11 protein-coding genes are annotated in these 26193 nt (G+C 57.5%); 7 read left to right on the top strand and 4 right to left on the bottom strand.

Annotation, left to right across the window (positions count from 1 at the left end):
- Window positions 1–83 precede the first annotated feature (83 nt).
- The gene (locus tag VK574_RS13950; protein ID WP_472800455.1) at window positions 84–13229 is read right to left on the bottom strand and encodes a choice-of-anchor D domain-containing protein; all 13146 of its coding nucleotides are present in this window, start codon (window positions 13227–13229) and stop codon (window positions 84–86) included.
- A gap of 388 nt (window positions 13230–13617) precedes the next feature.
- Between VK574_RS13950 and VK574_RS13945 the strand changes: the two genes are divergently transcribed.
- The 5 genes from VK574_RS13945 (at window position 13618) to VK574_RS13925 (ending at window position 20494) form a co-directional block, all read left to right on the top strand.
- Window positions 13618–15294 carry a SpoIIE family protein phosphatase gene (locus VK574_RS13945; protein ID WP_472800454.1) on the top strand — a complete coding sequence of 559 codons (1677 nt, stop codon included), beginning with the start codon at window positions 13618–13620 and terminating at the stop codon, window positions 15292–15294.
- A gap of 894 nt (window positions 15295–16188) precedes the next feature.
- Complete coding sequence (locus VK574_RS13940; RefSeq protein WP_472800453.1) at window positions 16189–16614, top strand: tyrosine-type recombinase/integrase; 426 nt, start codon at window positions 16189–16191, stop codon at window positions 16612–16614.
- A 237-nt stretch (window positions 16615–16851) separates the two neighbouring features.
- A complete protein-coding gene (locus VK574_RS13935; protein ID WP_472800452.1) occupies window positions 16852–17226 on the top strand; it encodes a DUF6262 family protein in 375 nt (124 codons plus the stop codon).
- 179 nt (window positions 17227–17405) lie between these two features.
- Window positions 17406–17795: a PadR family transcriptional regulator gene (locus VK574_RS13930; RefSeq protein ID WP_472800451.1), complete on the top strand. Its 390-nt coding sequence runs from the start codon at window positions 17406–17408 to the stop codon at window positions 17793–17795.
- Window positions 17792–20494, top strand: a complete 2703-nt coding sequence (locus tag VK574_RS13925; RefSeq protein ID WP_472800450.1) for an ADOP family duplicated permease — start codon at window positions 17792–17794, stop codon at window positions 20492–20494. The genes VK574_RS13930 and VK574_RS13925 overlap by 4 nt, the downstream gene beginning before the upstream one ends.
- 190 nt (window positions 20495–20684) lie before the next feature.
- On the opposite strand, the gene VK574_RS13920 is transcribed toward VK574_RS13925, so the two are convergent.
- Window positions 20685–20882 carry a hypothetical protein gene (locus VK574_RS13920; protein WP_472800530.1) on the bottom strand — a complete coding sequence of 66 codons (198 nt, stop codon included), beginning with the start codon at window positions 20880–20882 and terminating at the stop codon, window positions 20685–20687.
- A gap of 407 nt (window positions 20883–21289) precedes the next feature.
- On the opposite strand from VK574_RS13920, the gene VK574_RS13915 reads away from it, so the two are divergent.
- On the top strand, window positions 21290–21499 hold the full coding sequence (locus tag VK574_RS13915) for an FtsX-like permease family protein (protein ID WP_472800449.1): 210 nt from the start codon (window positions 21290–21292) through the stop codon (window positions 21497–21499).
- Window positions 21500–21900: 401 nt separating this feature from the next.
- Window positions 21901–22875, top strand: a complete 975-nt coding sequence (locus tag VK574_RS13910) for an FtsX-like permease family protein (protein ID WP_472800448.1) — start codon at window positions 21901–21903, stop codon at window positions 22873–22875.
- Window positions 22876–24881: 2006 nt separating this feature from the next.
- Here the strand turns inward: VK574_RS13910 and VK574_RS13905 are convergent.
- Window positions 24882–25082 (bottom strand): hypothetical protein, encoded by a 201-nt coding sequence (locus VK574_RS13905; protein ID WP_472800447.1) that lies wholly within the window; start codon window positions 25080–25082, stop codon window positions 24882–24884.
- Between the two features lie 353 nt (window positions 25083–25435).
- Window positions 25436–25948, bottom strand: coding sequence for a hypothetical protein (locus VK574_RS13900; RefSeq protein WP_472800446.1), 513 nt, complete (start codon window positions 25946–25948; stop codon window positions 25436–25438).
- Window positions 25949–26193: the final 245 nt, after the last annotated feature.

Here is a 26193-nt window from a genome sequence, read left to right as displayed (position 1 = left end):
AGTGCCGGCGTTTACCGGCACCCGTCGTTCTCAGCCTTTGAGCCTCGTCTGCATGCGCGTCTACTGTCTGCCAGTGGATACAGCTAGTCCCCCAATAGCGAAACAGTCTGCGTGCCGGCCTGAGTGTTGTCAGTAACCGCCAGGTTGGCGGAGGCTGCCCTGCCGCCGGACTTGAACGTCACCGAGATTGTGCAGCTCTTGCCCGCGGCGAGCGAACTCGACGGGCTCGGGCAAGTGTTGGTCTGCACAAAGTTGCTCGGATTCGTACCCGTGAAGCCGATGCTGCTGATGATCAATGGCGTCGTTCCCGTGTTGCTGAGAGTTACGGTTTTGGGTGAGCTGCTCTTTCCGGAACTAACCGTCCCGAAATTCAGGCTCGTTGGATTGAGGTTTGCCTGAGAGTAAGTCGCCGTTACGGCCTTCGTGACCTGCGTTGCAGCGGCATAGTTAGAATTGCCTGCCTGGTTGGCAATCACCGAACATGTTCCCGTGCCGCTGGTCATCGTGTAGGTTGCGCCTGAATTGCTGCACGCTCCGGAACTCGTGAAGCTCACCGCGTTTCCGCTGGCGCCTCCCGTGGCCGCCACCGTGAAGGTGGTCTTGAAGGCGGCGCTTGCCGGAGGATTCGTGGTGAATGTGATTGTCTGTGCGAGCTGAGTTGCGTTCACCGTCTTGGTAACTTGCGGTGCTGCCGCGTAGCTCGAGTTGCCCGCCTCGTTGGCAATCACCGAGCACGTTCCCGTGCCGCTGGTCATCGTGTAGGTTGCGCCTGAATTGCTGCACGCCCCGGAACTGGTAAATTTCACCGGGTTCCCGCTGGGGCCGCCGGTGGCCGCCACCGTGAAGCTAGTCTTGTAGGCGGCGCTTGCCGGAGGATTGGTGGTGAACGTGATTGTCTGCGCAGTCAGAGTCGCAGTTACGGTCTTCGTAACCTGCGCCGCTGGCGCGTAGGTAGAATTGCCTGCCTGGTTGGCAATCACTGAGCATGTTCCCGTGCCGCTGTTCATCATGTAGGTTGCCGTGCCCGGTGTTGTCCCAGTGAGACTGCAGGCTCCGGCACTCGTGAATGTCACCGGATTTCCGCTCGCTCCGCCCGTCGCCACCACCGTAAATTTGCTCTTGTTTGCAGCGCTCGCTGGAGGGCTCGTGGTGAAGGTGATCGACTGCGGAATCAGAACCAGCGCGCTCAGCGTAACCGGCTGCGGACTGCCTGGAGCATTGTCCATAATCTCCAAGGTCGCGGATTGCGGTGTGTAGAACGGTCCCGCGATGAAAGCAATCGTGATTGTGCAGCTCTTCCCAGCGGCTAGTGGCGTCGGGCAGAGATTCACTGCGACAAATTCGTTGGAGGTCCCTCCATGCACGATCGAAAGGATGGGTTGGTTGATAGTGACGGGCCCCGTTCCGGTGTTGCTCACCGTGATGTTCTTCGTAGTGATGCTCCCCAAATTCACCGTGCCGAAGTTGATATTGGACGGAGACACGGTGACCACCGGTCCAGTCGCGGTCACGTTCTGCGTTAGCGGGGTCGCCGCTACGAAGTTCGCATCGCCTGCCTGGTTCGCGATCACGGTACATGTTCCCGTGCTGTTCGTCATGGTGTAGGTTGCGCCAGAAACGGTACACACGCCGGAGCTGGTGAAAGTCACCGGGTTTCCGCTGGCGCCGCCCGTGGCCGCAACCGTGAAGCTGCTGTTGAAGGGTGCGCTTGCCGGAGGAGCCTTGGTAAATGAAATTGTCTGTGTTTGCGACTGCCCCAGGATCGGGAACGCTCCCGACACGGACGTGGCCGCGTTGAAGGTAGTAGCGCCCGGTTGCGACGCGACGATGGTACAGCTTCCCGTGCTGGTGAGAGCCACGGTCGCCAAGGACACACCGTTTGCGATCGACTGGTTGGCAATGGAGCAGGGTCCCGTCGTGCTGAAGTTCACCTGCAGCCCATTCGCAACGCCATTTGACATTGCAGTCGCAGTGACCGTGGCTTGCGTTGAAACGAGGGCAGAAGCCGGCAAGGCGCCCAGGGTGATGGTCTGATCATTCTTAAGCACTGCCGGGGTAGACGGCGCACTCTGGCGTGGCGTCGGATCTATAGGTACCGACGCGAGGTTGGTCGCAATCGTGTACACCACGGTCGTAGCCTTTGTGTCCGGATGTATGTCAAGAAATTCCGTCGGTGGCGGATTCCCATTCGCACCGCTGACGGTGCCAATCGCGACGGGCAGGGCGCCATCAGAGCTGCGATAGATCGTGTAGCTGGCAACGACGCCAAAATCCGGCGCGGTCCAGTCGATCCTGACACCTGCCTGCGTGGACGTCTCCGTGGGGTTGGACGGCGGACGAACAATCGAGTTGGCGGTTTCGTAGGTCAACTCGGTGGCGAGGGAGCCGCCGCTGCCCAGCGTCACGGTCCCGCCACTGCCCAGGGCGACAATGCCGCCGCTGCCGAGTGCGATCGTGCCGCCGCTGCCAAGTGCGACTGTCCCGCCACTGCCGAGTGCGACAGTGCCACCGCTGCCGAGCGCAACAATGCCGCCGCTGCCCAGTGTCACCGTTCCACCGCTGCCCAGGGTCACGGTCCCGCCGCTGCCCAGGGTCACGGTCCCGCCACTGCCTAACGTGACCGTACCGCCGCTGCCCAGGGTCACTGTCCCGCCACTGCTGCCGAGAGCGACAGTTCCGCCGCTCCCGAGCGTGATGGTTCCACCGCTGCTGAAGGTTTGTAAGCCCGGGCCAACGACTGTCGGAGTCCCGCCGCCCGAGGGCGTGAAGGTGCCACCGCTGCCTAGTGTCACCGTGCCGCCGCTACCCAGCGTGATCGTCCCGCCGCTGCCCAACGCGATCGTCCCGCCGCTGCCCAGCGTGACGGTTCCTCCACTTCCAAGCGCCACGGTTCCACCGCTACCTAGCGTCACTGTGCCTCCGCTACCGAGCGTGACTGTCCCACCGCTGCCCAGCGCAACGGTGCCGCCGCTACCGGACACTGTGCCGCCGCTTCCGAGCGTTACCGTGCCACCGCTGCCGAGCGTTACTGTGCCACCGCTACCCAAGGTGACTGTTCCACCGCTGCCCAGAGCTACCGTTCCGCCGCTCCCAAGTGTGACGGTTCCACCGCTTCCTAGCGTTACGGTTCCGCCGCTGCCGAGCGCTACGGTTCCGCCGCTGCCCAGGGTAACCGTACCGCCACTGCCCAGCGTGACTGTCCCGCCGCTGCCCAGCGCAATGATGCCACCACTGCCAATTGAGTAGATGCCTCCTGCCGAGGAAACCTGCGTTGTGGTGCCGCCGTCGGTGATCGTGCCGCTACCATTGATCGTCACGACTCCGCCGCTGCCCAAAGCAACTGTGCCGAGGGCGCCAGGTGTCACCGTTCCGCCGCTGCCAAGTGTGACTGTTCCACCGCTACCCAGCGCTACGGTCCCGCCGCTCCCAAGCGTGATGGTGCCACCGCTGCCCAACGTCACCGTGCCACCGCTGCCCAGGGCCACCGTTCCGCCGCTGCCCAGGGTAACCGTGCCGCCGCTGCCAAGCGCTACCGTCCCGTTCGCGCCAATATTCTGCGGCGTTATGGATCCGAACGAAAGCACGCTTGCCAGCGATGCATATTCACCACCGGTGGCGCCGACCTGGCGCAGGTCGATGTTGGCCCAGTCGTTGAAGCCCCGCATCTTCACATTGTCCTGACCATCGAAGTTGATATCTTGTCCATTCGTCCAGGCAGGAGTGATTGGTGCAATCGAGGCATCCACGCGGGAGGCTTGAGGACCGGTGATAGGGCTTCCGTCACAGTGCAGCGTGGCGGCGCTGCCGGCCGACACACCGGAAACGAAAGGAATGTACCAGGCCGAGGTCGGGAACGTCGCGGCCGCACTGGAGGCGGTCAGCTGGGTCACTGAACCCGCTGAGTCCTCGTCCAGTTGGGTGAGCGTCTGGTTGGAGAAAGCAACGGCTCGATTCGGTCCCACTCCGTCGAGCTGGAAAAGATAGTTCATCGAACTCTGGTAATTCGGCTTGCAATTGGCTTCAAACGTGGGCACGTAATTACTGGAGTCGTAGTAGAGGCCGCCGTGGCTCAGGCCAAGCGTGTGTCCGATTTCATGGAACAGCGTGCCGGCGATGACGTTGGCGCGTTTGCTCATGTCCTGGTTCGGAGCACTCAACCAGAGGCCCAGAGTGACAGCTGAATCAGCCCCACCCAGATCGGAGTAACCGGAGATGCTGGTAATGGTGCCAGAGGTTAAACCAATGACAGGCTCAGGCAATGTTGTGTTGGGATAGCTCCACGAGGGGACGTTAGGAGTATTGACGGTAATTGTCTTCGAATCGGTACAGCGTGCAGTGTTGTACACCCCGTTGAGGCTCGGATTTCCAAGTACGCCGGAAATTGTGATGCGGCTTGGACAAGCGTTAATCCCGCTGCCGCGGTCGGCGGTGACAATCGTCGTTACACCCCCTGCTGCCACGTTGATCGACGTCAAGGTCCCGTAACGCGTGTTCCATGCCGGGATCGCCAGCGAGTGCCCAAATAGAACGTAGTGATAGCTGTCCTTCTGCCCATAGGGGAAACGAGCGGTGCAATCGCCACCCGCCGCGCACGCCGCAAGATTGCGCGGCCACAGCTTCGAAAATTCCAGGCTGTTCTTCCAACTGATCACGCCCGGCTGGCCGGGGAACTGGCAAAGCTGCGATCCATTGTCCGCGCAAATGTCTTCCTGCACGGCGTTGCCAATCTCAAGATGCAGGTGCACGCCATTCGCGGCAAAGGCCTGCTGGACCATCGCCAGCGGGTCCTTGCCGGTGGTGGCGTCTGGCGAGGGGAACAGATTTTCCCCGCTGCACGATCCGTCTGGATTCACGGTGCCACACATGTAGTCGAGCTGAACGAACAGGTCCTTCTGGCCGTGCGCAGCGCCTGGCAATGGTACCCATAACCCGGTCTTCACGTCGTAATAGCCCGGCTGCCCGGTGTGAAAATCAGGCGCACCGGGGCCGACCTTCCATGCATCCAGAATGCCGTCATTATCGCTGTTCGATACAGGCGTGCTGAGAATGACCGCAGCATAGGCGCTGTTGGAACCCAGCGTCGCTGAGTACTGGCTCGCATGCGTCGGGAGCTGAACAGAACCGGTGCTGGTGTTCCAAGTTCCACCGGCGGTGAAGATATTTGTATTCTCTCCCGTTGTTCCGCCGAGCGCGTCATAGAATCCCTGCATCAGTTGGGTAGATGAACCGCTGGGTAGCGCCGAACCGTCATAGATCACCACGGCTTTGAGAGGGAAGTTCGGAGACAGGACCCGATAGATGACAACGAGACTGGCTCCTTCGGTGAGCGGGAATCCGTTTCCTCCGCTGTCCGGCAGAGAAACCGAATGAGGGCTGCTCGTGACGGAGCGTATCCCGTTCGGCTGTGCCGCAAAGTAGGCATTTACGTCGGCGCGATAGACGCGCAGCGTCCCATTCCCCGAACCGTCGGGATTCGGCAAGTCGGTGCCTATCTGCTGTCCCGTGATGGGAAACTTATCGAACGTGCCGCTGCCGCCTGAAGCCGTCGGCGTACTCTCGATCGTCTCCCAATACAGGAAAGCTTCAATAATATCCGCACCATCGGGAACACCCTGGTTGGGAATGTTGATGTTGCCGGTGGCTATGCCGCCCGTGCCGGTTCCCCGCAGAGTGACTCCCGCAGCGACGTAATCCCCGGTGACGAAGTAGTTATTCTGCAACGTAAGCGGATTCGGTGTACCCGTAGTCACCGGGACACCACTGGAGATGACCAGGTTCACCGCAGTTCCGAGATTGACGATCGTCGTCGCCGCAGGGTTTTGACTGATCACACGGCCCAGAGGAATCGTGCTGCTGGATGCAGTGCTCACCGTTCCCAGTACCAGGCTTGCCGCGGTGATCGAGGTCGTTGCCACATCTTGCGTCAGCGAAACCACGTTGGGGACAGTCGTCGTGGTCAGTACAACCGGTACGCCGACACCGCCGAGGTTAATGGTTTGCGTAGCAGAGGTGACGTTCAGAGCGTTGTCAGTGAAGACCGCTGTGCCGCTCAGCAAGCCGGGAGCCAGAGGCGTGAAGCTGAAACTCTCTCCGCAGGTTGCGCCGGGGGCCAGTGGAAATGCACCTGAGCAATCGGGATTTGAGTTTTCCGTAAAATTCCCGCCAAGGTTTAAGGCCAGCGAGCCTGTCAGCGGTTGGTTGCCGATGTTTTGAACCGAGACTGCCTGGGGGCTGCTCGTGCTGCCTAGATTCGTGTTGGCAAAGCCCAACGATGGTACCGTCGAGCGGTTGACCTCGTACACAAGGGTCTGTCCATTATCAGCGATGTAGACATTGCCGGCCGCATCCACCGCCAAGCCTGCGGGAATATGCAGACCGTTGGTGGGCACCGTCGTCGTGACACCGCTGGGGGTAACCTCCAGAATCACGTCGTTGATTTGATCAGAGACGAAGACATCGCCTGCTGCATCGACCGCCACTCCGTTGCCTTCATTCAATCCGTTTATCGGTACGGGGACCTGAATTCCGCCGGGGGTAATTTTCAGCACTCGCTCGTTTCCAGAATCCAGGAAGAAGAGATCTCCCGCGGCATCCACTGCCGGATAGTAAGGACGGATCACTCCGCTGGTGGGTACCGTGGTTTGGACGCCGCTGGGCGTAACCTTTACCACCCGGTTGTTGTCTCGATCCGTAATGAAGACATCGCCCGATCCATTTACCGCCACGCCAGTTGGATTTAGCAGTCCAGTGGCGGGCACCGTGGTCTGGACGCCGCCGGGTGTAACCTCTACCACCCGGTTGTTGTCGGTATCCGCGAGGAAGACATCCCCCGATCCATCCACAGCCACATCGTATACGTGCGGAGACAGACCGCTCGTGGGCACCGTGGACTGAACCCCATTCGGCGTAATCTTAACCGCCCCCGCGCTCTCTGAGACGAAGACATTGCCCGCTGCATCCACCGCCACGCCGGATACGCCAACCAACCCGCTTAGCGGGAGTGTGCTCTGCGTGCCCGGGCCGAAGACGGCTAGTGGCGCCTGGCCGGTTCCCGAAAGCAGTGCGGTGGTAACAGGAGCGTTCGTGAAGTCGTAAAGCGTGACTGCGCCCATGCGCGATCCCGGCGCGCGCGGCGTGAAGTTGACATTGACTACACACAAAGTGCCCGCAGAGGTGGTACCAATGCAGGTGCTGCCGCTGCCGAGCGTGAAATCGAGATTGGACACGCCCTGCGTGACCACCTGGGGGGTCGTGCCAAACGTCGTGGTCGAAGGAGCATAGTAGCTCAGTGTGACGGCGCTGCTGCAGGGCGCCGGTGTGCTATGACCGGATGGGCAAACATTGACGTTGCCGAAGGTCCCGTATTCGAGCACACGGTTGTTGGCGAAGTCCGTTACGTACAGGTTGCCGCTCGGATCAACAGCGACTGAAAGCGGTTGAGATAGGCTGTTCGCGCTGATTCCGCCGCTATTTGCCGTGCCGTTCGTGAAGCTGCCTGCCTGTCCGTAGACCCTCGTCGCCGTTGTGCTGCCGAAGGGATAGAACAAGAGCCGATTGTTCGAGCGGTCGATCACGTAAAGATCGCCTGTGCTGTCGAGGGTCAGGCCCATCGGGTTATTAAGACTGTTGGCACTCACCCCACCATTGTTCGCAGAGTTGGAAATAAAGCTGCCATTTTGTCCATAGACACGTGTCGCGGTGGTGCTGTTGTTGGGATAGAACAGAACGCGATTGTTAAAGATGTCAGCAACGTAGAGATCGCCGCTCGCGTCCAGCGCAAGATCCGTCGGCTGGCTCAAGCTATCGGCACTGACACCACCAAGGTTCACGGAACTGCTCGTGAAGCTGCCATTCTGACCATAGACGCGTGTGGCAGTCGTGCTGCCCGCGGGATAGTACAGCACCCGGCTGTTTGCGTAGTCGGCCACGTACAGACCGCCGCTGGCATCCACAGCCAGGCCCCATGGGTCAAACAGGCTGCTGGCACTGATCCCGCCAATATTCTGGCCGCCTGTATTGAAGCCGGGCTGCCCGTAGACTCGCGTAGGCGTGATTTGGCCGGCGGGATAGAACAGCACTCGATTGTTGTTCTGATCGGCGACATAGAGATCGCCGCTGCTGTCCACGACTACTCCGAGTGGGTTGGATAAGCCGTTAGCGCTGACTGCTCCGCCGATATTCGGGGAATTGCTCGTGAAGCTGCCGTTCTGCCCGTAGACCCTGCTCGGGGTCGTGCTGCCGCGCGGATAGAACAACACTCTGTTGTTCCCGCCGTCAGCCACGTAGAGATTGCCGCTGACGTCCACGGTGACATTACTCAGCAAAGAAAAGCCGTTAGCGACCCCGCCGTTGTTTGGAGCAACGCTGGTGAAGCTGCCGCCCTGCCCGTAAACCAATCCCGCAGTAATCGGCATGAGCGATCCCGCCTGCGTTGCCCCCGGCGCCACAAAACTCGCTGTGACACTAAGCGGCGAACTCACCGTCAGGCTGCACGTCAAGTTCGCTCCAGAACCCGCGCAGGCGTCGCCCCAGCCCGCGAATATCGAGTTGCCGGTTGGAGTGGCCGTCAGAATCACCGGGCCGGCATAACTTCCCGAACATGTTCCCGTGGTAGTTCCATTGGCTCTCATGCAGCTGATCTGCGACTGATTGTCAGATACAGTTCCGGCGCCGGTGCCCACTTCTGTCAATGTGACCGCAAAATTGGTGGCGACCGGCGAGAAACTCGCGGTGACATTTGTCGGTGAACCTATGTTCGTGTTCAGGTTGCAGAACTGGCCCGTTCCTGCGGTCGCGCAGGCGCCACCCCAGCCCGTGAACGTATTTCCCGCGGATGGAACCTCCTCCAGCGACACGCCGGTTCCGCCCGGGTAGCTTGATGTGCATGTTCCGGAGACAACTCCGCCGATTATGTTGCAATTGATCCCCGTGGGACTGGCCACAACCGATCCGCTGCCTGTTCCAGCGCCCGTCAGATTCAACGGCTCTGCAGGCTCGAACGCCACGCCGCTGAGGTTGAAGGTCTGCGTAGCTGAAGCAGCATTCAAATTGTTGTCCGTCGCGGTCGCAGTGCCGGTGAGACTACCGCCGACCTGTGGAATAAAGCTGAGGCTTACGTTGCACCCTGCGCCCGGCGCCAGCGAGAAGTTTGAAAAGCAATCGGTCGGCGAGCCCGAGCCGCTCACCTGGTAGAAGTTCGGTCCTGTTGCGGCGAACCCCGGAAGCACGGCGCTCAATGTCTGATTGCCGGCATTCAAGAGTGTGAACGATTGCGGGCTGTCGGTGCTCGTGAAGCCCACGTTCGTGGTGGCAAAACTCTCCGCCGGCGGTTGTGACTGGTTGATCTGCAGAATCCGATGATTGCCTCCATCTGCGGCATAAACCTGGCCGAGTTGATCCACAGTCAGGTCGTAGGCGAATATCCCGGTGACCAGTGCGATTTCGCAGGTGCTGCTGGAACATCCGGCCGGAACCTCAGTCAACTGGCCCATTCCGCCAGCCGCCGTGTTATCCGACACAAAGAGATCGCCGGCGGCGTCCAGGGCTACAGCCAGGGGAGCAGTCCATCCGGGACCAACTGTGACCCGGCAGCTATTGGTGGTGCAGCCTGCCGGCATCTTCCAGAGGGATCCGGCGAAGGTGTCTGGGACGAAGAGATCTCCAGCGGCATCCAGTGCCAGGGTGTTCACGGTGTGCCATCCGCTGCCAATCGGGACATAGCAACTGCTGTTTGCGCAACCGGCCGGAACTTCCACGACCCCGCCGGCTGACGCATCGGCGATGAAAAGATCGCCCGGCCCATCCACCACCACGGCGACCGGGTTTGCCGAGGGCGATGCGTAGACGGGAACCTGGCAGGTGGCAATCGTGCAACCGGCTGGAATTTCCACGACCTCCCGCAATCCGGTGTCCGCAACGAAGAGATTGCCTGCTCCATCGATCGCTGCACCCTGCGGGGAACTGAGTGTTCCCACGGTCGTCGTCGTACCGTTCGGAGCCCGCATCAACAAACGCCCGTTGGATGGGTCAGCAATATACACGTTGCCCGCCACATCCGTTGTCATGCCGCGGGGGTTGGGCGTAAAGCCCGTAGTTGTGAGCACGTTTTCGAGGGATGGGCCGCCGAGAATCGTGGCGCCGCTGAATGCTGGGCCATAGACGACCTCCGGGGCCTGACCAATCCCAGAGATCAGTGCGGTCGCCACTAGATTGGCCGGGACTGAATTGTCAAAGAGCTCCACTGCGCCCGAACGCAATCCAGGACCTCGCGGAGCGAAAGTGACGAGTATCGTGCAGGAAGTGCCTGCGGTCCATGTGTTGCCGGCGCAGTTGCTGCCAGCGGTGTTAGCAAGCGTGAAGTCGAGGTTGCTCACGCCCTGCGTAACGACCTTGGCCGATCCGACCGTCGTACTGCTCGCGGTGAAGTTGAAAATCACAGGCATCGTGGTGTTGCACGGCGCCGGCCCTCCCGATAAGCAGACGTTGATGTTGCCGAAGCTAGCCGTGCCAAAACTCGCGCTGACATTCATCGCAGAATTCATGGTCAAGGTGCACTGGGGGCTCGTACCAAAGCTCGAGCAGGCTCCGCCCCAGCCCAGGAATGAAGCGCCCGCCGACGGCGTTGCCGTCAGAGTTATTGGGGTTCCGGATTGGTAGCTTGCTGAACATGCCGTGTTGTTTCTGACCGGAACGCTGCAGGTGATCGCCGAGAATTGGTCCGTTACTGTGCCGGCTCCCGAGCCCAGGTCATTTACAAGAAGTGTATAGCTTGGAATCGCAGCCTGCCCCGTGCCGTTGAAGGAGAGAGATTGGGAAGAAGCTGGGTTATTGAGGGCGTTGTCGTAGAAAATAGCGTTGCCGGTTAGCGGTCCCGCGCTCAATGGGTCGAATTGAACGCTGAGATTGCAGGGTGCTCCGGGCGCGAGCGAGAAGGTACTCGTGCAGTCGGCCGGGGAGCCCAGGCCGGCGACCCGGGTGAAGTCGGGGTCTGAGAAAACCAGGCCTTGGCCGGCAGCTGTCAGCGTCTGGTTGCCGATGTTCTGAAACAGAACAGACTGAGGGCTGTCGCCACTAATGTTGTTCACGGTAGACGCAGAGAAATTCAAGGCTGCAAATTGCTGGAGGATCACGTCGACGCGCACATTGCCATGGTCGGCGATGTAGATGTTGCCCTGGCCATCTGGAACCGCGTCCCACGGTTGGAATCCGCTGCCCAGTGAGGTTTCGGCCGCGTTCGCTATTGTGATCTGGCAGTTGTTGCTGATGCAGCCGGAAGGAAACTCCACGACTTCACGCAGCTCGCTGTCCACCACATAGAGATCACCCGCGGCATCCAGCGACACGGCTTGCGGCGTGGACCAATTGCTGCCAATCGGTACATAACAACCGGGGTTTGTGCAGCCTGCAGGGACCTTCACAACCGCCGCGGCACCAGCATCGGCGACGAACAAATCGCCCGCCGCATCCACCGCAGTACCAATCGGCGTGGTGCCGCTGTACACCGGGGTCTGGGCGCCTCCGTTGACTGGAACTTCGACGACCTCATTCTGGTTATAAGCGCTCACGAAAACGTCGCCCTGCGCATCGACCGAAACTCCAAATTGCCCGGTCAGGCCCAGCGGATTCGGCACCCCTTGCTGACAGGTCGAGTTGGTGCATCCCCACGGAATCTTCACTACCCCGGGGATGCCGGTATCGGCGACGTAAAGATTGCCCGCTCCATCCATCGCCAGTCCCTGCGGCCTCGAAACTTCTGGAAACTGGGCTATAGTCACGATCTGGTTGCTCGTACTGGGCCCGACCTCGACCACCTTGCTGCCCTCGTAGTCGGAGACGAAAAGATCGCCCGCAGCATCAACCAGGACGCCTTTCGGGCCATTCAACGTCCCGGCGTTTTCAACCAAGGTCGAAAGCGGGCTGAAGGAAGCGACTGCTCCCTGGCCAACGCCGTAGATTGGAATGGTTGTCAATTGATCAGCGCCTTGGCTGTTGACCAAAAGCTGCACCGCGCCTGTTCGCAACCCGGGCGCGCGCGGGGTGAACGTAACGTCGAGTGTGCAGGAACTGCCTGCGAGAGGGGTACCGGAGCAGTTGCCGCCATTGGCCTGGGTGAAGTCGAGGCCGGTTGCGCCTTGCGTCACGACATTTATCGAGAGGATTGAGGAATCATGAGAGAAACTGAATGTGAATGGGATCGTGCTGCTGCACGGGGCGGGTGTGGACGACCCACCGGGACAAACATTGATGTTGCCGAAATTTCCCGGGAACCCCCACGCCCATGTGCCGGTGTCTGGATTGAACCCGGAGTACAAAACCACCTGGCCCAGCGCCGCATCGTAGGTCATGGAGTTGGGAACGATACGCGCAGAAAGAGCGGTGGGAGTCGGTTCCGAAGTCCAGTTGGTGCCATCCCATACCCAGGTGTCATTGAACTGGGAGGTGCCGTTCGCCCCTCCGAACATGACTGTCTGCCCCAGCGCTGCGTCGTAAGCCATGCCTTGGCCGTAACGACCAGGAGGCTGGTTCGTAGGCGACGCCTGGCTCCAACTTGTCCCATCCCATAGCCACGTGTCGGAATAGAAATTGGTGTTGTTGAGCTCTCCTCCAAACATGACCACCCGGCTATGCGCGGCATCGTAGACCATGCTGAAGTAGTCGCGCATAGACGGCTGACCCGGGAAGTTGAGGCTTGAAGCAATCAGCCTCGTCCATGTGGTTCCATTCCATGCCCAGGTGTCGTTTTGAGCGCCGGTGCCATCCGACCCTCCAAACAAGATCACCTGGCTGTGTGCCGCATCGTAGACCATGACCGAGCCATGACGCGGAGAGGGGCCGGTGGTACTTGCCTCCGTCCAGTTGGTCCCGTCCCACACCCAGGTATCCCCTAAAAGGCCGAGGTTGTCTGCGCTTCCTCCGAACATGACCACCTGGTTGTGCGCCGCATCGAAAACCATCGCTGGGTTGAAGCGCTGGGGTGGGCTTGTTGACGGGAATGCCTGTGTCCAATTCGTCCCGTTCCACAGCCATGTGTCATTGGGCTCGACGTTGCCGCTGAACAATACGATCTGGCCACGCGCCGCGTCGTACGTAAGCGAGGATTGAAAACGCCCGCCAGGGTTGTTCGCCGGCGACAGTTGATTCCAATTGGGCAACAGAGTCGGCGCCTGCGCGGACGCGCCGACCGCACAGGCCAGCATAAGCGCCGCCACCAACGCGACAACGCCAGGCACACGCGCAAGGCTCCGCCTTGAAGTTTTGGATTGAGATTTCAAGGAGTTCTCAAAGGACAGTGACAGACGCGCGAAAGGCCCGCGAGAGGCCGAGCCAGTGGACTGGTTCGTCATACTTGAGATCTCCTGGGGACTAGGTGGAGCCTATGGTGGATGCGCCGTAAGTTTAGCGTGTGGAATATCTATTGAAAAGTAAAGTTTAAGAATGCGCATTCTATTTTTGGTAACCGCTCCCCGTTACCGATTGGGGAGACCTGCGACGCATACTCGCAGTCTGCGTTGCCTCGGCTGAATCGTTGCCTGAGCATGCGCGGGACGCATGATCCGACGTCTATTCTCGAAAACAACGTGCGAGCCGCAGGGTTAAGATCAAAAGCTGGGCAAGTTTATGCTTGAGAACCAGGAATACGAAACGATTCTTGAAGTGTCGCGGCCGGAGAGCGCGGCTGAATCGGTGGTCGTTTCGCGAACGCCGTTTCTCATCGGGCGCGGGAGCGATACCGGGAATCACGTGGTGCTCGAAGATCCACGTATCTCGAGGCGCTGCGCCGTTATTGAGGAGGTCGATGGCGGCTACCTTCTCAAGGATCGCGGGCATCGGCCGGGAATCTGGGTGAACGGACGCCGGATCGTGCAGATCATGCTCACGGACGGCGACATGATCGAGTTCGGACTGGAGAGCAGTCCGAAGATCGTTTTCCGCCGGCGGCCCGCGGAGCACTATGTAGAAAGCATGTTGACACGGCTTGGCTCGCTGCCTGCCATCGAAACGGCCACCGGCGCCGGCGGCCTGAGCAGGCTCAACCTGCTGCTCGAGGCCACGTCGCTGCTGCACTCGGCATTGCCGCTGGAGTCGGTGCTTGGCACCATGCTGGATCACGCGATGTCGGTGACCAACGCAGAGCGGGGACTATTGCTTGAGGCGGACGACGAGGGCGTGCTGACCGTGCGGCTGGCGCGGGGTCGCGGCGGCACGACGCTGGCGGCGCAGAGTATTGCGCCAAGCCAGACCGCGCTGCGGCAGGCGGTGAGCAAGCGCGCGGCGGCGATCACCGACGATTTGAACCTGGACGATCTCAACCTCAAGAGCGCGCAGAGCGTGGTGATCCAGGGGCTGCGTGCGGTAGTCGCGATTCCGCTATATGCTGTGGCCCACGCCAATGCCGATGGGAGCGAGACGCTGGCAGGACGATTGTTGGGTGCACTGTATCTCGACTCGCGGCGCACGACCGCGTTCTCCAATGTCGACCGACAGATTCTGGACGCGCTGAGTGCGCAGGCGGCGAGCATTCTAGACAACGCGCGCCTGGTGGAGAAGGAACGCGAACAACGAAGGCTGGAACAGGAACTGGCGATTGCCCGCGAAATTCAGCAAGGACTGGTGCCGCAGGGACTTCGCGAATTTCCCTATCTGGAGGTCAAAGGCATACATCTGCCATGCCACGGGGTGGGCGGTGACTACTACGATGTGTTCCCGCTCAGCGACGAGTCGACGGCTTTCCTGGTTGCCGACGTGACAGGCAAGGGACTGGGTGCGGCGCTGCTCACGACGATGCTGCAAGGGGCGCTGAGCGGCATGAGCCTTGGCGTGGCTCCAGAGAAAGTCTTCAACCACGTGAACCGCTTCCTGTGCGAGCACGCATCGGTGGGACGCTGCGCGACCATGTTTTTCGGCAGGATCGATGCAGAGGGAATGCTCGAGTACCTGTATGGGGGGCATCCGTCGCCGCTGCTGATTCGCGACGGCAAGGTGAGCGATCTATACACGGAAGGAACGCTTCCCGTTGGGCTGGCAGACGAGGCGATATACGAGGCGACGCGGGTCCAGTTGGAACCGAACGACGTGCTGGTGCTGTTCTCTGACGGCATTGTGGAAGCCGCTAACACGCAGAACGAATTGTTCGGCTTCGAGCGGCTCAACGAAGTGACGGTGCAATGTGCGCAGGCCTCGATCGAGACGGTGATGAAAACAATTCTGGATGCAGTCGAAGACTTCTCTCGAGGTGCAGGACAAGCCGATGATCTCACGCTGCTGATTGTGCGGTATCGGCAGGTCGGCAATTAACTGTTAAGCGGGGCTTGCCAGCCCGGCCCACACTAGGCATAGGTATTGAAAGGAATGGTGGAGGCGGCGGGAGTCGAACCCGTCATAAGTATTGAAAACGCTCAACTTACTGATTCTGTGAATGCCAGAAACGAGCAGAATGCTATGTTTGCCAAATCTGCGTACAAACCGCGTACAAAGTTTTCCTAGAATTCCCAGAACGCCAACAACTGTATCTTCCAATCCGTTCGGCGGGTGAATCTGAAGTATTTCTCCCTCATTTATACATCAGTTCCGCAAGCCGCAGATGTTGGCGTGTACGCTCCTGGTCGTTTTCTGCTTCGCATCTTTCATTTTGGCTACCAACAGGAGTATTCCACAGTTCCACTGGGAAGACAACATGTAGGGTGCTTGGGCTTCCAGCCGCCGCTTGATCCTGTCCCCAGTCGATTCAGCCTTGGAAGCTGGAGGGTACTTCGTTGTTCGTTCATTGGTGAGGCAGAAATTCAGGCGCCTGCAGTTCGGCGAGCGAATCGTGTGCAACTCACGCTTCGAGACCGGAGTCAAGTTCTCCAGTGTGTTCTCGGCCGACCCCATCTTCACATAAACAAAATGGACAACATAAGCAATGTTATGTTGTTGACGACATAAGGCGGCGCTACGGTGAGCTGAAGTATGTGTGCTGGAAAAAGTTCTCCGGTGGCGAGTGGCGGGGTACACAGGAGCTGACTAAGGTTCATCTGATGATCCGGTGGCTGAACAGTCTGAATGACTTGCCAGCGTCTCTGATGTGCCTCAGCTTCCCGGACTGGCAGGCAATGTATCGCAAATATCTGATGGCTCTGGGAATATACAAACCGGGCACAACCAACAGGATGAACGGAAACCAACAGCCAAGCATCACCGCTCGCGACAGTGGCTACATCAGCTTGTTGCGGCAGGCTTCGAGAGTCGGCGCTCCTCATCCCAAACTCGAAAGGAGGGGTTCTCAAGCAGGCCAGCTTCGCTCACAGGATCAATCGCCTTGCCTACGATCACGACATACGCGGAGCGGACGGCAAGCTGTTCCGCTTCCAGGCGCATCAGTTCCGTCACACCGTTGGAACCCGTATGGTCAATCTCGGAGTTCCACACCACATCATCCTGCGTTATCTCGGCCACAAGGGTCCGGAGATGACGAGCCGCTACGCCCATATCCACGACGCCACCATGAAGGACAAACTGTCGGAGTATCTGAAGGGCACGCTGATCGATGTCTCGGCAAAGTGGTTGCAGAGGATGGGGCCAACGACACGGCCGATCTGCAGTGGTTCACTCGCAGCGTCCTGGCTCAAGCTCTGACGAACGGCTACTGCGCGATCCCAATCGTGGCTGGTCCGTGTCCTCACCCGAACGCCTGCATCAATTGCGCTCACTTCCGAACGGACGCCACCTTCCTCGAAGTGCATCGAGCCGAGCTCCACGAGACGGAGCGAGTCATCGCGAAAGCGGATGCGAACGGATGGGTGCGACAAAGTGAGATGAACGAGCGAAAACGAACAAACCTCGTCAACATAATTACTTCTCTGGAGGGAGTCCGTGCCTAGAAATATAGAGGGGCTGAAACGCAGTACCCAGCTGCGCAGCGACGGGGCGATGGAAAGAGCCCAGACCGCCATCCGTCGTATGCAAACAACGGAAGCTGAGATCAACTTCCGCAGCGTTGCTGCTCAGGCCAATGTCTCCACAGCGTGGTTATACGGCGCCAAAACAATTCGTGATCGAATCATGAAGCTGCGACACCCATCAACAGCCCATGCTGAAAACAACGTTTGCGGTCGCAGACTCTTGTCTCAGGAACGTGTCATCGCCACACTGCGTCAGCGCATAAAAGCTCTTGAAGAAAAGAATCGAGATCTCACTGAACAAGTTGAAATCGCCTACGGCAAGCTTTCAACACAGTCGCTACGTTAAACATCGTGAAGTGGGTGTCAGGGGCTTTGTCATCCGCCTGGTCTCAAGTTCACGATCGAAGACCATCGACTCTGAACGTAGCGAACAGCGAACTAAGGCATCTATACAGAAACCCGGTAGGGGTATCCCAGCGCATCATAATCCGGGGGATTCGATATGGCAGTAGACAACCTACTCCCATGGGAGGTAGGATTCCTACATCTATGGGACGAGCGAGTCGGTACCAAAATCGGATTGAGTTGCTTCAGGGGACGCTTGACATGCTTCTCCTTCAGACCTTGCGGTGGGGTCCTCAACATGGTTACGGCTTAGTGCAGGCTCTCCGCCTGCATTCTGGAGAGGCTCTTCAGGTCGAAACGGGCTCGTTATACCCCGCGCTTCATCGGCTGGAACGACAAGGTTGGGTGCGCTCGGCGTGGAAACATACCGAAAGCAAACAGCGCGCAAAGTTCTACCAGATCACCGCTGCTGGGAAGAAGCAGTTGGCTTCCGATCTTAGCCGCTGGCAGCGGACGGTAGAAGCGATTGGGTCGATCATGCATCGAGAGCCGGAAGGAGATGAGGCATGAAGTTCTTAAGCAGACTTTTAACGTTTCGCAAGTCGGAGCTATCGGATGAAATTGAAGCTCATCTCCGGATGGCCGTACAAGATCGTGTCGACCGCGGCGAATCGCCACATGCTGCAAGGCAGGCTGCACTTCGTGAGTTTGGAAATGTAATGTTGGTTAGGGATGTAACGCGCGAACAGTGGGGGTGGCTGCGAGTGGGCCGCCTCCGGCAAGATGTGTGTTATGCGTTTCGGCAACTCAAGAAGTATCCATTCTTTGCTGCCATAGCGATTCTGATGTTGGCACTTGGCATCGGTGCGAACACCGCCGTCTTCAGTGTCTTTAATCAAGTGCTACTGCAATCGTTGCCGGTTCAAAACCCCAATCAATTGGTCGTAGTGAGCGAGAAATCGGCGGCCGAAGAAGGATCGTTGAGCTCTTGGGGCGATAACTCGCTCTATTTTTCCTACCCGGCATATCTCTCCTTGCGTGACGGAACTCATACGCTGCAAGGGCTCTCGGCAACCGCATTTGACTCAGTTACATTGACGACTGGAGATACGGCAGAGAACATTATCGCCGAATTCGTAGCCGGTAACTACTTCAATGTCCTAGGAGTTCGTCCTATCCTTGGCAGGGCCATTACGCCGGCAGATGATATCTATCACAAAGGCAATCCCGTCGCAGTAGTCAGTAAAACCTATTGGAAAAGTCACTTCGGAGGCGATCCGGCAATTCTAAATCGAATCGTGCGTCTGAACGGCAAGCTCTTCACGATCGTAGGCGTAGTGAACTATCGCGGCCTTACCAACCAATATATCCCGGCACTTTTTGTCCCGATAGCAACTCAAAACCAGATGATTCCCGGCAGCGACCGACTGCCGGACGAACTGTGGCGATGGATCACGCTGATCGGACGACGAAAGGCCGATGTGACGCAGCAACAGGCCGAAGCTGAGCTAAACGGTATTTGGCTGGATTGGCGGAGAGCAGTCCTGGCCAAAAAACATCGGGGCGGTGATTTTGAAGAGCGATGGATGCAAACGCATCTTTCGCTGAGTAGTGGTGCCCGAGGCCTCCCATTCCTGGAGAGTCTGCTCGGCGAGCCTGTCAGAGTACTGCTTTGGATGGTTTTTGTAGTTTTGGTAATCGCGTGTGGAAACTTAGCGATTTTGCTTTCTGTGAAGGCAGTGCGAAGACGGCGCGAGCTGGCTTTACAAGGCGCACTGGGCGCGAGCCGCGGGCAATTGTTTCGGCAGGTGTTCGTGGAAGGGATGATGCTCGGTCTTATTGGATACGTCGCAGGCTTGATCCTCGCCGCCATCAGCTTGCGCGTAATTCTGGGAATGATCCCTACATCGAGCACGTTGCGAGACGCCTTGACATTCCAAATGGATTGGCAGGTACTGGCATTCGCTGGCGTCTCGGGCGTCGTGACGAGCGTTTTGTTTAGCGTCGCGCCTGCTCTGAGTAGTATGAAGATAGACCTGATCGAATCTTTGCATTCCGAAGGGAACGCAACGACAGCGAGATCAGGCTTTCGCAACGTGTTGATAGCTGGAGAGATCGCATTGAGCGTGGTGTTGTTGACGTGTGCCGGCTTATTTGCCTGGACCCTCTATCAACTCCGCTCGATTGATCCGGGCTATTCGACCACGCACCTGGTCATGTTTTCAGTGGATGCGTCTGTTCTTGGCAAGCATGTAGGGCAGGTGCGAAACGAATATGAGGCAATCGTCGATAGGCTGCGCCGGCTACCCGAAGTGAGCGGCGTGAGTTACTCATCTATGGCCTTGCTGTCCGGCGACCAGAGCGGTAGCAATATTGTCATTAGCGGCTATTCGGCGCAGCCGAACGAAGAAATTGTGCCGGATTTCAACTGGATCACGCCGGATTTTCTGGGAACAATGCAAATTCCATTGTTGGCCGGACGCAACTTCACCCCACAGGATCGCACCGGGTCGGAAAAGGTGGCAATGGTCGATGAAGAGTTCGTAAAGCGCTATTACGGAGGGCAGGTGGGTGCGGCGCTTGGGCGACTTGTTGGCTTTGGAGGCAGTTCTAAACCTGATACTCAGATTGTAGGTGTTGTGCCGGTGCTTCGTTCTGTAAACCTGCAAGGCAACCCAGGGGCGCCGTTTCTCTATATACCCTATGATCAAATCTGGGAGATGAGACACTCGTATCCTGCAACCTTTTATGTGCGCACAAGTGGCAAGCCGAAAGACCTTACCGCACGTATTCGGTCAGGAGTGATGAACGTGGATCACAGCTTGCCCATCGAGGGACTTCAAACCATGCAGGATCAGGTTGATTCATCGCTGTTTGAGCAGAGATTGATGGCAACACTAGCGGTGACGATGGCTGGATTGGCCCTATTCCTGAGCGCTGTTGGTTTGTATGGAGTGCTGGCATTCTCTGTGACGCAGAGGACACGCGAGATGGGAATCAGAATCGCGCTGGGAGCAGATAAGGGAAAGCTTGCAAGGCTTGTGTTGCTCCGTTTGGCTGCTCTGGCAGGGTTTGGAATCGCAGCAGGAATACCGTTAGCATGGGCTGGAATGCGATTGCTGATTCGGACGGCGAACGTGAGTGGAAGTGCAGTATGGATGTTCACCGGAAGCGCCATTCTCTTACTTCTGGTGTGCGGAGTAGCAGGATTCCTCCCTGTGCGACGAGCGATGTCTATGGACCCGATGCGAGCATTGAGAGCAGAGTGACAAGGCCTTACTTCGCACAAAAATCGGTGTCTACAATGAAATTGCTTTAGCCCGCATATCCATCTACTTTGTACAAACCATTCCTCAGCATATTCGGCTTTTAATTATTGACCTCACAAGCCGGCCCAGCTTGCCGCTTCGGGTCGAGTTGGTGATTCTTCCACGGGCCAGAATCACCGTTGCACGTTGTTTACATGTAAACAACGTGCAACCGCGCTACACCAGAGAAAAACTTCTTGACGACTATAGATAATTCAATTAGCTGCGCCTCTAATGCTTCGGCGTCGCTGAGGTTGACGATGCGGACTGGAACCGTTTGCGTTTCGACCATCTGCGCAGCGCAAGCTACCGCGATAATCTCGAAGCTCTGATCGGTCCGAGGCCGCACAAGCAAGGGAGAGAGAGAACGCCCTGGCTGCGGATGCTCTCCGACTTTTGTGTCGTTGGTTGTTTTGTGGCGGATGGCCCCGAAATCCACATAGAACTAGGCGGTCCGCGTTCCGTGGAGCCATAACGGATGAACCTGATCGACCCTTAACGTAGGCACTCTCGGGAGCCAATCTACGCTGGGGAATTTCTGTTACCCCGCGTGTCCGGAACGTCAATTTTTTGGGGGTCCGCGTGCCTGCGTCTGTCCACCGGAGGAGTCAGGGGCTTGTTGCAGGTTGAAGTCGCATCGCGCGATTTGTTCCAGAGAACCTCACCATTTGACAAATCATAGAATGACACGGCATTTCGTAGCTACTGATCTTACGGATCGGTTTGCCGTCCTCTTGCTCCGGAGCTGTCTCTTTTGTGTTGCTCATCGCCTGTGCCAATGTTGCCAACCTGCAATTTGCCCGCGCGCCTGGCCGGAGAAGGGAAATTGCGATTCGCAGCGCGATGGGAGCGGGACGCTGGAGCATTATCCGGCAGTTACTAACGGAGAGTGTGTTGCTGGCAATGGCAGCGAGTATCCTTGGGCTGCTTTTCGCTGTCATTGGAATTCAGTTTCTTCGGCACTAGATGCCCGCTGAGATCAGCCGTTACATCTCTGCGTGGCAACATGTTCGCCTCGAACCCGAGGGCCTGCTGTTTACACTTTTGATCGCCATTGGCGCGGCATCCTTTCCGGGTTGGCTCCCGCGTTTCAGACTGCTGGCATGGGTATTACGAACCAGTTAAAGGAAGGTGGCCGCAGCAACACGGCTGGACGCTCCTGGCATATTCTGCGAAGCCTCTTCGTTGTCAGTGAGATCGCTTTGTCTGTCGTTCTGCTGGTTGGAGCGGGCCTGATGATTAAAGGAGTCGTGACATTGATTGGAAGCGATGGTCCTCCCGATGCGGAGAATATTTTGACCATGCGCATCAACCTGTCTGGTTCGAGGTAGGCGGCTCCCCGGCAGCAAGCGGAATTCTATGAGCGTGTGCTGCACGACCTGCAATCCATTCCTGGGGTCCATTCCGTTGCCTTCGCAACAAATGTTCCTTTCGGAGACGGCGGAGTAACTACTACATTCGGTATCGAGGGGCGCCCGCTCCAGCCGGGTGATTTCCGTTCGGCCATCCTGGAATCGGTGAGTCCAGATAACTTTCGAACGATGAAGGTGCCCTTGCTTCAGGGCCGTTACATTACCGACTCGGACGGCTCCGAAACGCCCGCTGTCGCTCTGATAAGCAATCGCTTCGCACAGAGATATTTTTCCGGTGAGAATCCTGTCGGGAAACATATCCGGCAAGGGGACGATGCTTCGGCACATCCTTGGCTCACGATAGTAGGCGTGGTGGGCGACATTAAATACGATCCGTGGTCGAAGCAGGAGCCTCCTGCAATGTATGTCTCTTACCAGCAGTTCCCGATGCAATCTACGTACCTGGCAATTGGCACATTGCGTGATGTCTTGCAACTTGCTCCGGTTGTGCGGCGTCGGTTGGCCAACCTCGATGCTGAACAGCCCGTTTACGAAGTACAGACTCTCGGAAAAGTCATCTCGAACCAAGTAATTGAACTTTCATACGTCGCGGCGATGATGAGTGTTCTGGGTGTGATCGCTTTGGTTTTGGCAACTGCAGGGGTCTATGCCACTATGTCCTATTCGGTCATTGAGAGCGTGCATGAAATCGGCATCCGCGTGGCGCTCGGCGCGCAGCGGAGCGACGTGCTGTATCTGCTTCTCAGGCGTGGCGTCCTCCTGCTTTTAGTTGGCTTGGGCATTGGTGTTCCGTTTTCCTTTGGCATTGCCCGGCTCCTCTCTTCTCTTTTGTTTGAGGTAAATGCTGCTGATACGAGTGTTTTCTTTGGTATCGTGTTGACGATGTGTCTTGTGGGCTTCTTGGCGTGTTACATCCCGTCACGGCGCTCTCTGAAGATTGACCCTATCGTGGCTCTTCGGAGTGAGTAGTGGTTGTCAGGGAGAATGCCAGAACGATTTGCTGTTCCAGATTTGTGGTTTTAGGAAGGATTGTCGAGCGGCATGTTGGCTCAACCACAGGTTAACGAACTCCTCTACAAAAGGAGCGGCCGAAGTGATCTCTGTTGAGCTGCATCCTTCCCTTTGGTGGGCGTGGAATAGATAAAGACTCTCATTCGAGGCGGGCAGCGGCTAAGACGAGAGCCTTTCTGTTCCCTCGAATCCATAAATAATTAAGCAATCAAGTAATGAAAGATACGCGATCCACGATTTCACAGTAGAGGAACGGGAAGACGGCAAATTCGTCGTCTTCTGCGAAGCACCTGTCATCCTGCGGGAGCAGTAGCGGTTGTCCTAGATGTCCCCACGCTCGATGTTTTCGTCGAGCTCTTCTTCTTTCTTCGGGGTCCAATGCTTCTTCTTCCCCGGTCCCAAGATCCCTCAGCGGAATGTCGTGAATCTCGGGGCTGTCGATGTCGGTCTCTGGATCGGGAGCGAGGGGCTTGTTTGGAGTGGCCATGATTCCTTCCTGGCCTCATGAGATGCACGAAAGCAGGAGCGCGGCGATTACCTTCGTGCCTTCACGCGCACGAACGAGCTACAGGCTTGGCTCCATACAATGTAAAAAATATCTATCAACGGGTGATTTGTGGCTGAGGCATGGAAGGTCATCTCGAATTCGGGAGAACTCCTGATCCTTGAGCGTGGAGCGGAGCGAATTGAGATTCCTAAACCCGAGGCCCCATTCGCGAGCCAGGCGTTCATGAAAGTTCTGCCCGGTGCGATGGTCACCGATGTCATCGTTGATCTCTTACGATGGAAGAAGCGCATTAGAACTGACCGAGCTTGAAAATGATCGCCAACTCCGACCGTGGAGTGGGCATCAAAGGCTCGATTGACCGAGGTTGGACCGTTATTTGGAATTCGGGCAAACGTGCCATGCTTCAGTCAGATACGCAGCATGTCTACATCGACCGGCCAGAGGATGATTTCGCGAGCCGCATATTCGCGAAACTGAGGCCGGGGCAAACGAGTAGACCCGGTACCCATTCCGTGCTGGATCTCAACTGTTCCAACTCCTCAGTCGTCCAAAGGGAATCAGTCCGGGCGAGCATCTCTAGAAACCCCGCCCATCTTTTTCCGTGCAGCCGTTCAAGCGCCTGGCTGTGTTCGTCGTTGGTCATGCCGCCATTTTCATACAGGAACCTGCCCACGTATGTCCAAATGCAGCAGGTAAATCGGCGGATTGCTGCTCCTGAGATGGATGCGCTCATTGGGACAGTCGTTGTGTACTACGTCGCTGATAATTTCCACCCGTTCGATGCGTTCGCGGATGACAAACTTCTCCGAAAAGCCTGACGCTTCTCCTCTGGTGTGACAGAGTCACAAGGCGACCAGCTTGCTCCATCGTGACGTACCGGTCGCTGAGAGCGTCGTTCTCCGATTCGTCTAGGTTCACTCAGTGGAACTTCGACGCGCTGGTGGACTTCTTGTTCAATTTGGGCGGCGGTCGTCTCGCGTCATCGATACTCCCAGGATTTGAACGCTCGAAAGTACAATGATGCGGCTCAGCAGTTGCTTCTCCGGGACCATGCTGGGGGTAAAGTTCGCCTAAAGAGGCGTCAACCCGAGCGAAGACGCAGCCAAACGACGGAACCGGACTCAACGCCTTCAGGCTCATCGGTTGAATTTGACTCGTCCGTTCCGGCTGATTCAAGTTCCGCTACGCGCAAAAGCAGGAGACGCTTTAGCGCAGCAACAACGAGTTCGTCCGTTTGCGATGGAAAGTCCTCGTCAATCTTCTGCAACGTGACACGAAGAGACCGTAAGAGTTCGGAAGAAAGGCGAGAAGGCATCAAAATCGGTTCGATGCAGGGCTTAGACATCCGGGATGCCCCGAGGTCAAGGCCGGGATTTGCCCTAGCCAGCAAGCCCGCCAACTGGTAGGCGCGGACTATTTCAAGACCAAACTTTCATTATTGATTTCGGAGAGTTTTCTAGGTATTGAACAGGGCCGTCAGTGCGCTGTCCGTCATGCTCTCCGGGGGTTGGCTTAGAGTAGCGGATAGCGCCTTGGCGACCCGGCTGCGAGGATGCAGCCGGGTCTGTGTCCTGCTGTCCGAACCGTAGTCGACAGCTTCGAGCAGCAGCGATACACCCACATTTAGATGCGGGGAGATTCCCTGAGAGGTTGCCACATCCAGTGAACAAGCGCCACGCTTCAATTGGCTCGATTTGCATTTTTTCGTCCACTAGGAAATCGGGACTCGCTACCGGAGAGGGCTGTTCTGTTCCCTCTGCCGTGGCCGGGTTGAGAATTCGCCGACTTCTAGGTCGTCTATGCGTTGCCGAAGGATGTCTTCCAATTCGGTCGCAACGGACTGGGCATTTCTAGTGGCGAGGTTCTCTTCCGATTCTCGTAACATTCCTCGAAGTGCATCGACTGTTTCCGAGACCGGACGGAGACCCATTGTAATTACCAGATAAGTCAGAGGCGCGTGATAACCAATCTGGCAGTACGGATTACCAAATGAAGTAGGAGGTATTCACTCTAAATGGGCACCAACAGCTTCCGGCTGCACGCAAGACAGTTCGCCACATGCAGTACATAAATCTGTCGCGCTTTGTGGAGAGAATATTCCGCGTCCTTAAGGCGTTTCATAATCTCTGACGATGCCGCGTGCCCGACTCCTCCAACGATTAACTCTGCTGCACGCTTGTTCACCTCGGCTGAGCCCCAATCGTTTAGTTTCTTTTTGTATTGCCCCATCAGACCCCTTCCTTCATCGCAGTGCTTTTCCATCGCTTTCTCCAACGTGAAGACCGCCCATGCGCATAATCCACCTTGGACCCAGTCACCGTTTTTCTTTCGCACAAGCATGGTGCGACGTCCGAGGATGACGAAGTATTCTTCATTTGGTAAATCATAAGAAACTTCGCAGCAGACGAATCCCGTGATTCTGAACTCCGGTAGGGATACCTTGATGACGCTGACCGTGGACGAGACTTCACAACCCATTAGTTTCGCTAGTAATGTAACGGTCTCCCTATTCGATTTAATCAATTTGGCTACCTCTCTTTAACGCGTGAAGTGGTTTCAAGCCAAACCGGTTGAGATGCTGGAACAGCCGAAGAGGTGCCGATTAGATGTGCCAATGCCCTTTCATTGGTGCAATTCACACTTACGTTCGGTAACTGGCATACTATCCAGATTAAAAAGGTATAAGATGCCGGACACGCATCCAGTTTTCACAGAGGGACTGCTGTCCCCACCCCGTTGACCCTTCTCTGAATCTGCTGAGTGTGGAG

Source organism: Occallatibacter sp. (assembly GCF_035317045.1).
Lineage (GTDB): Bacteria > Acidobacteriota > Terriglobia > Terriglobales > Acidobacteriaceae > Telmatobacter.
This window is presented reverse-complemented; position numbering and strand designations above follow the sequence as displayed.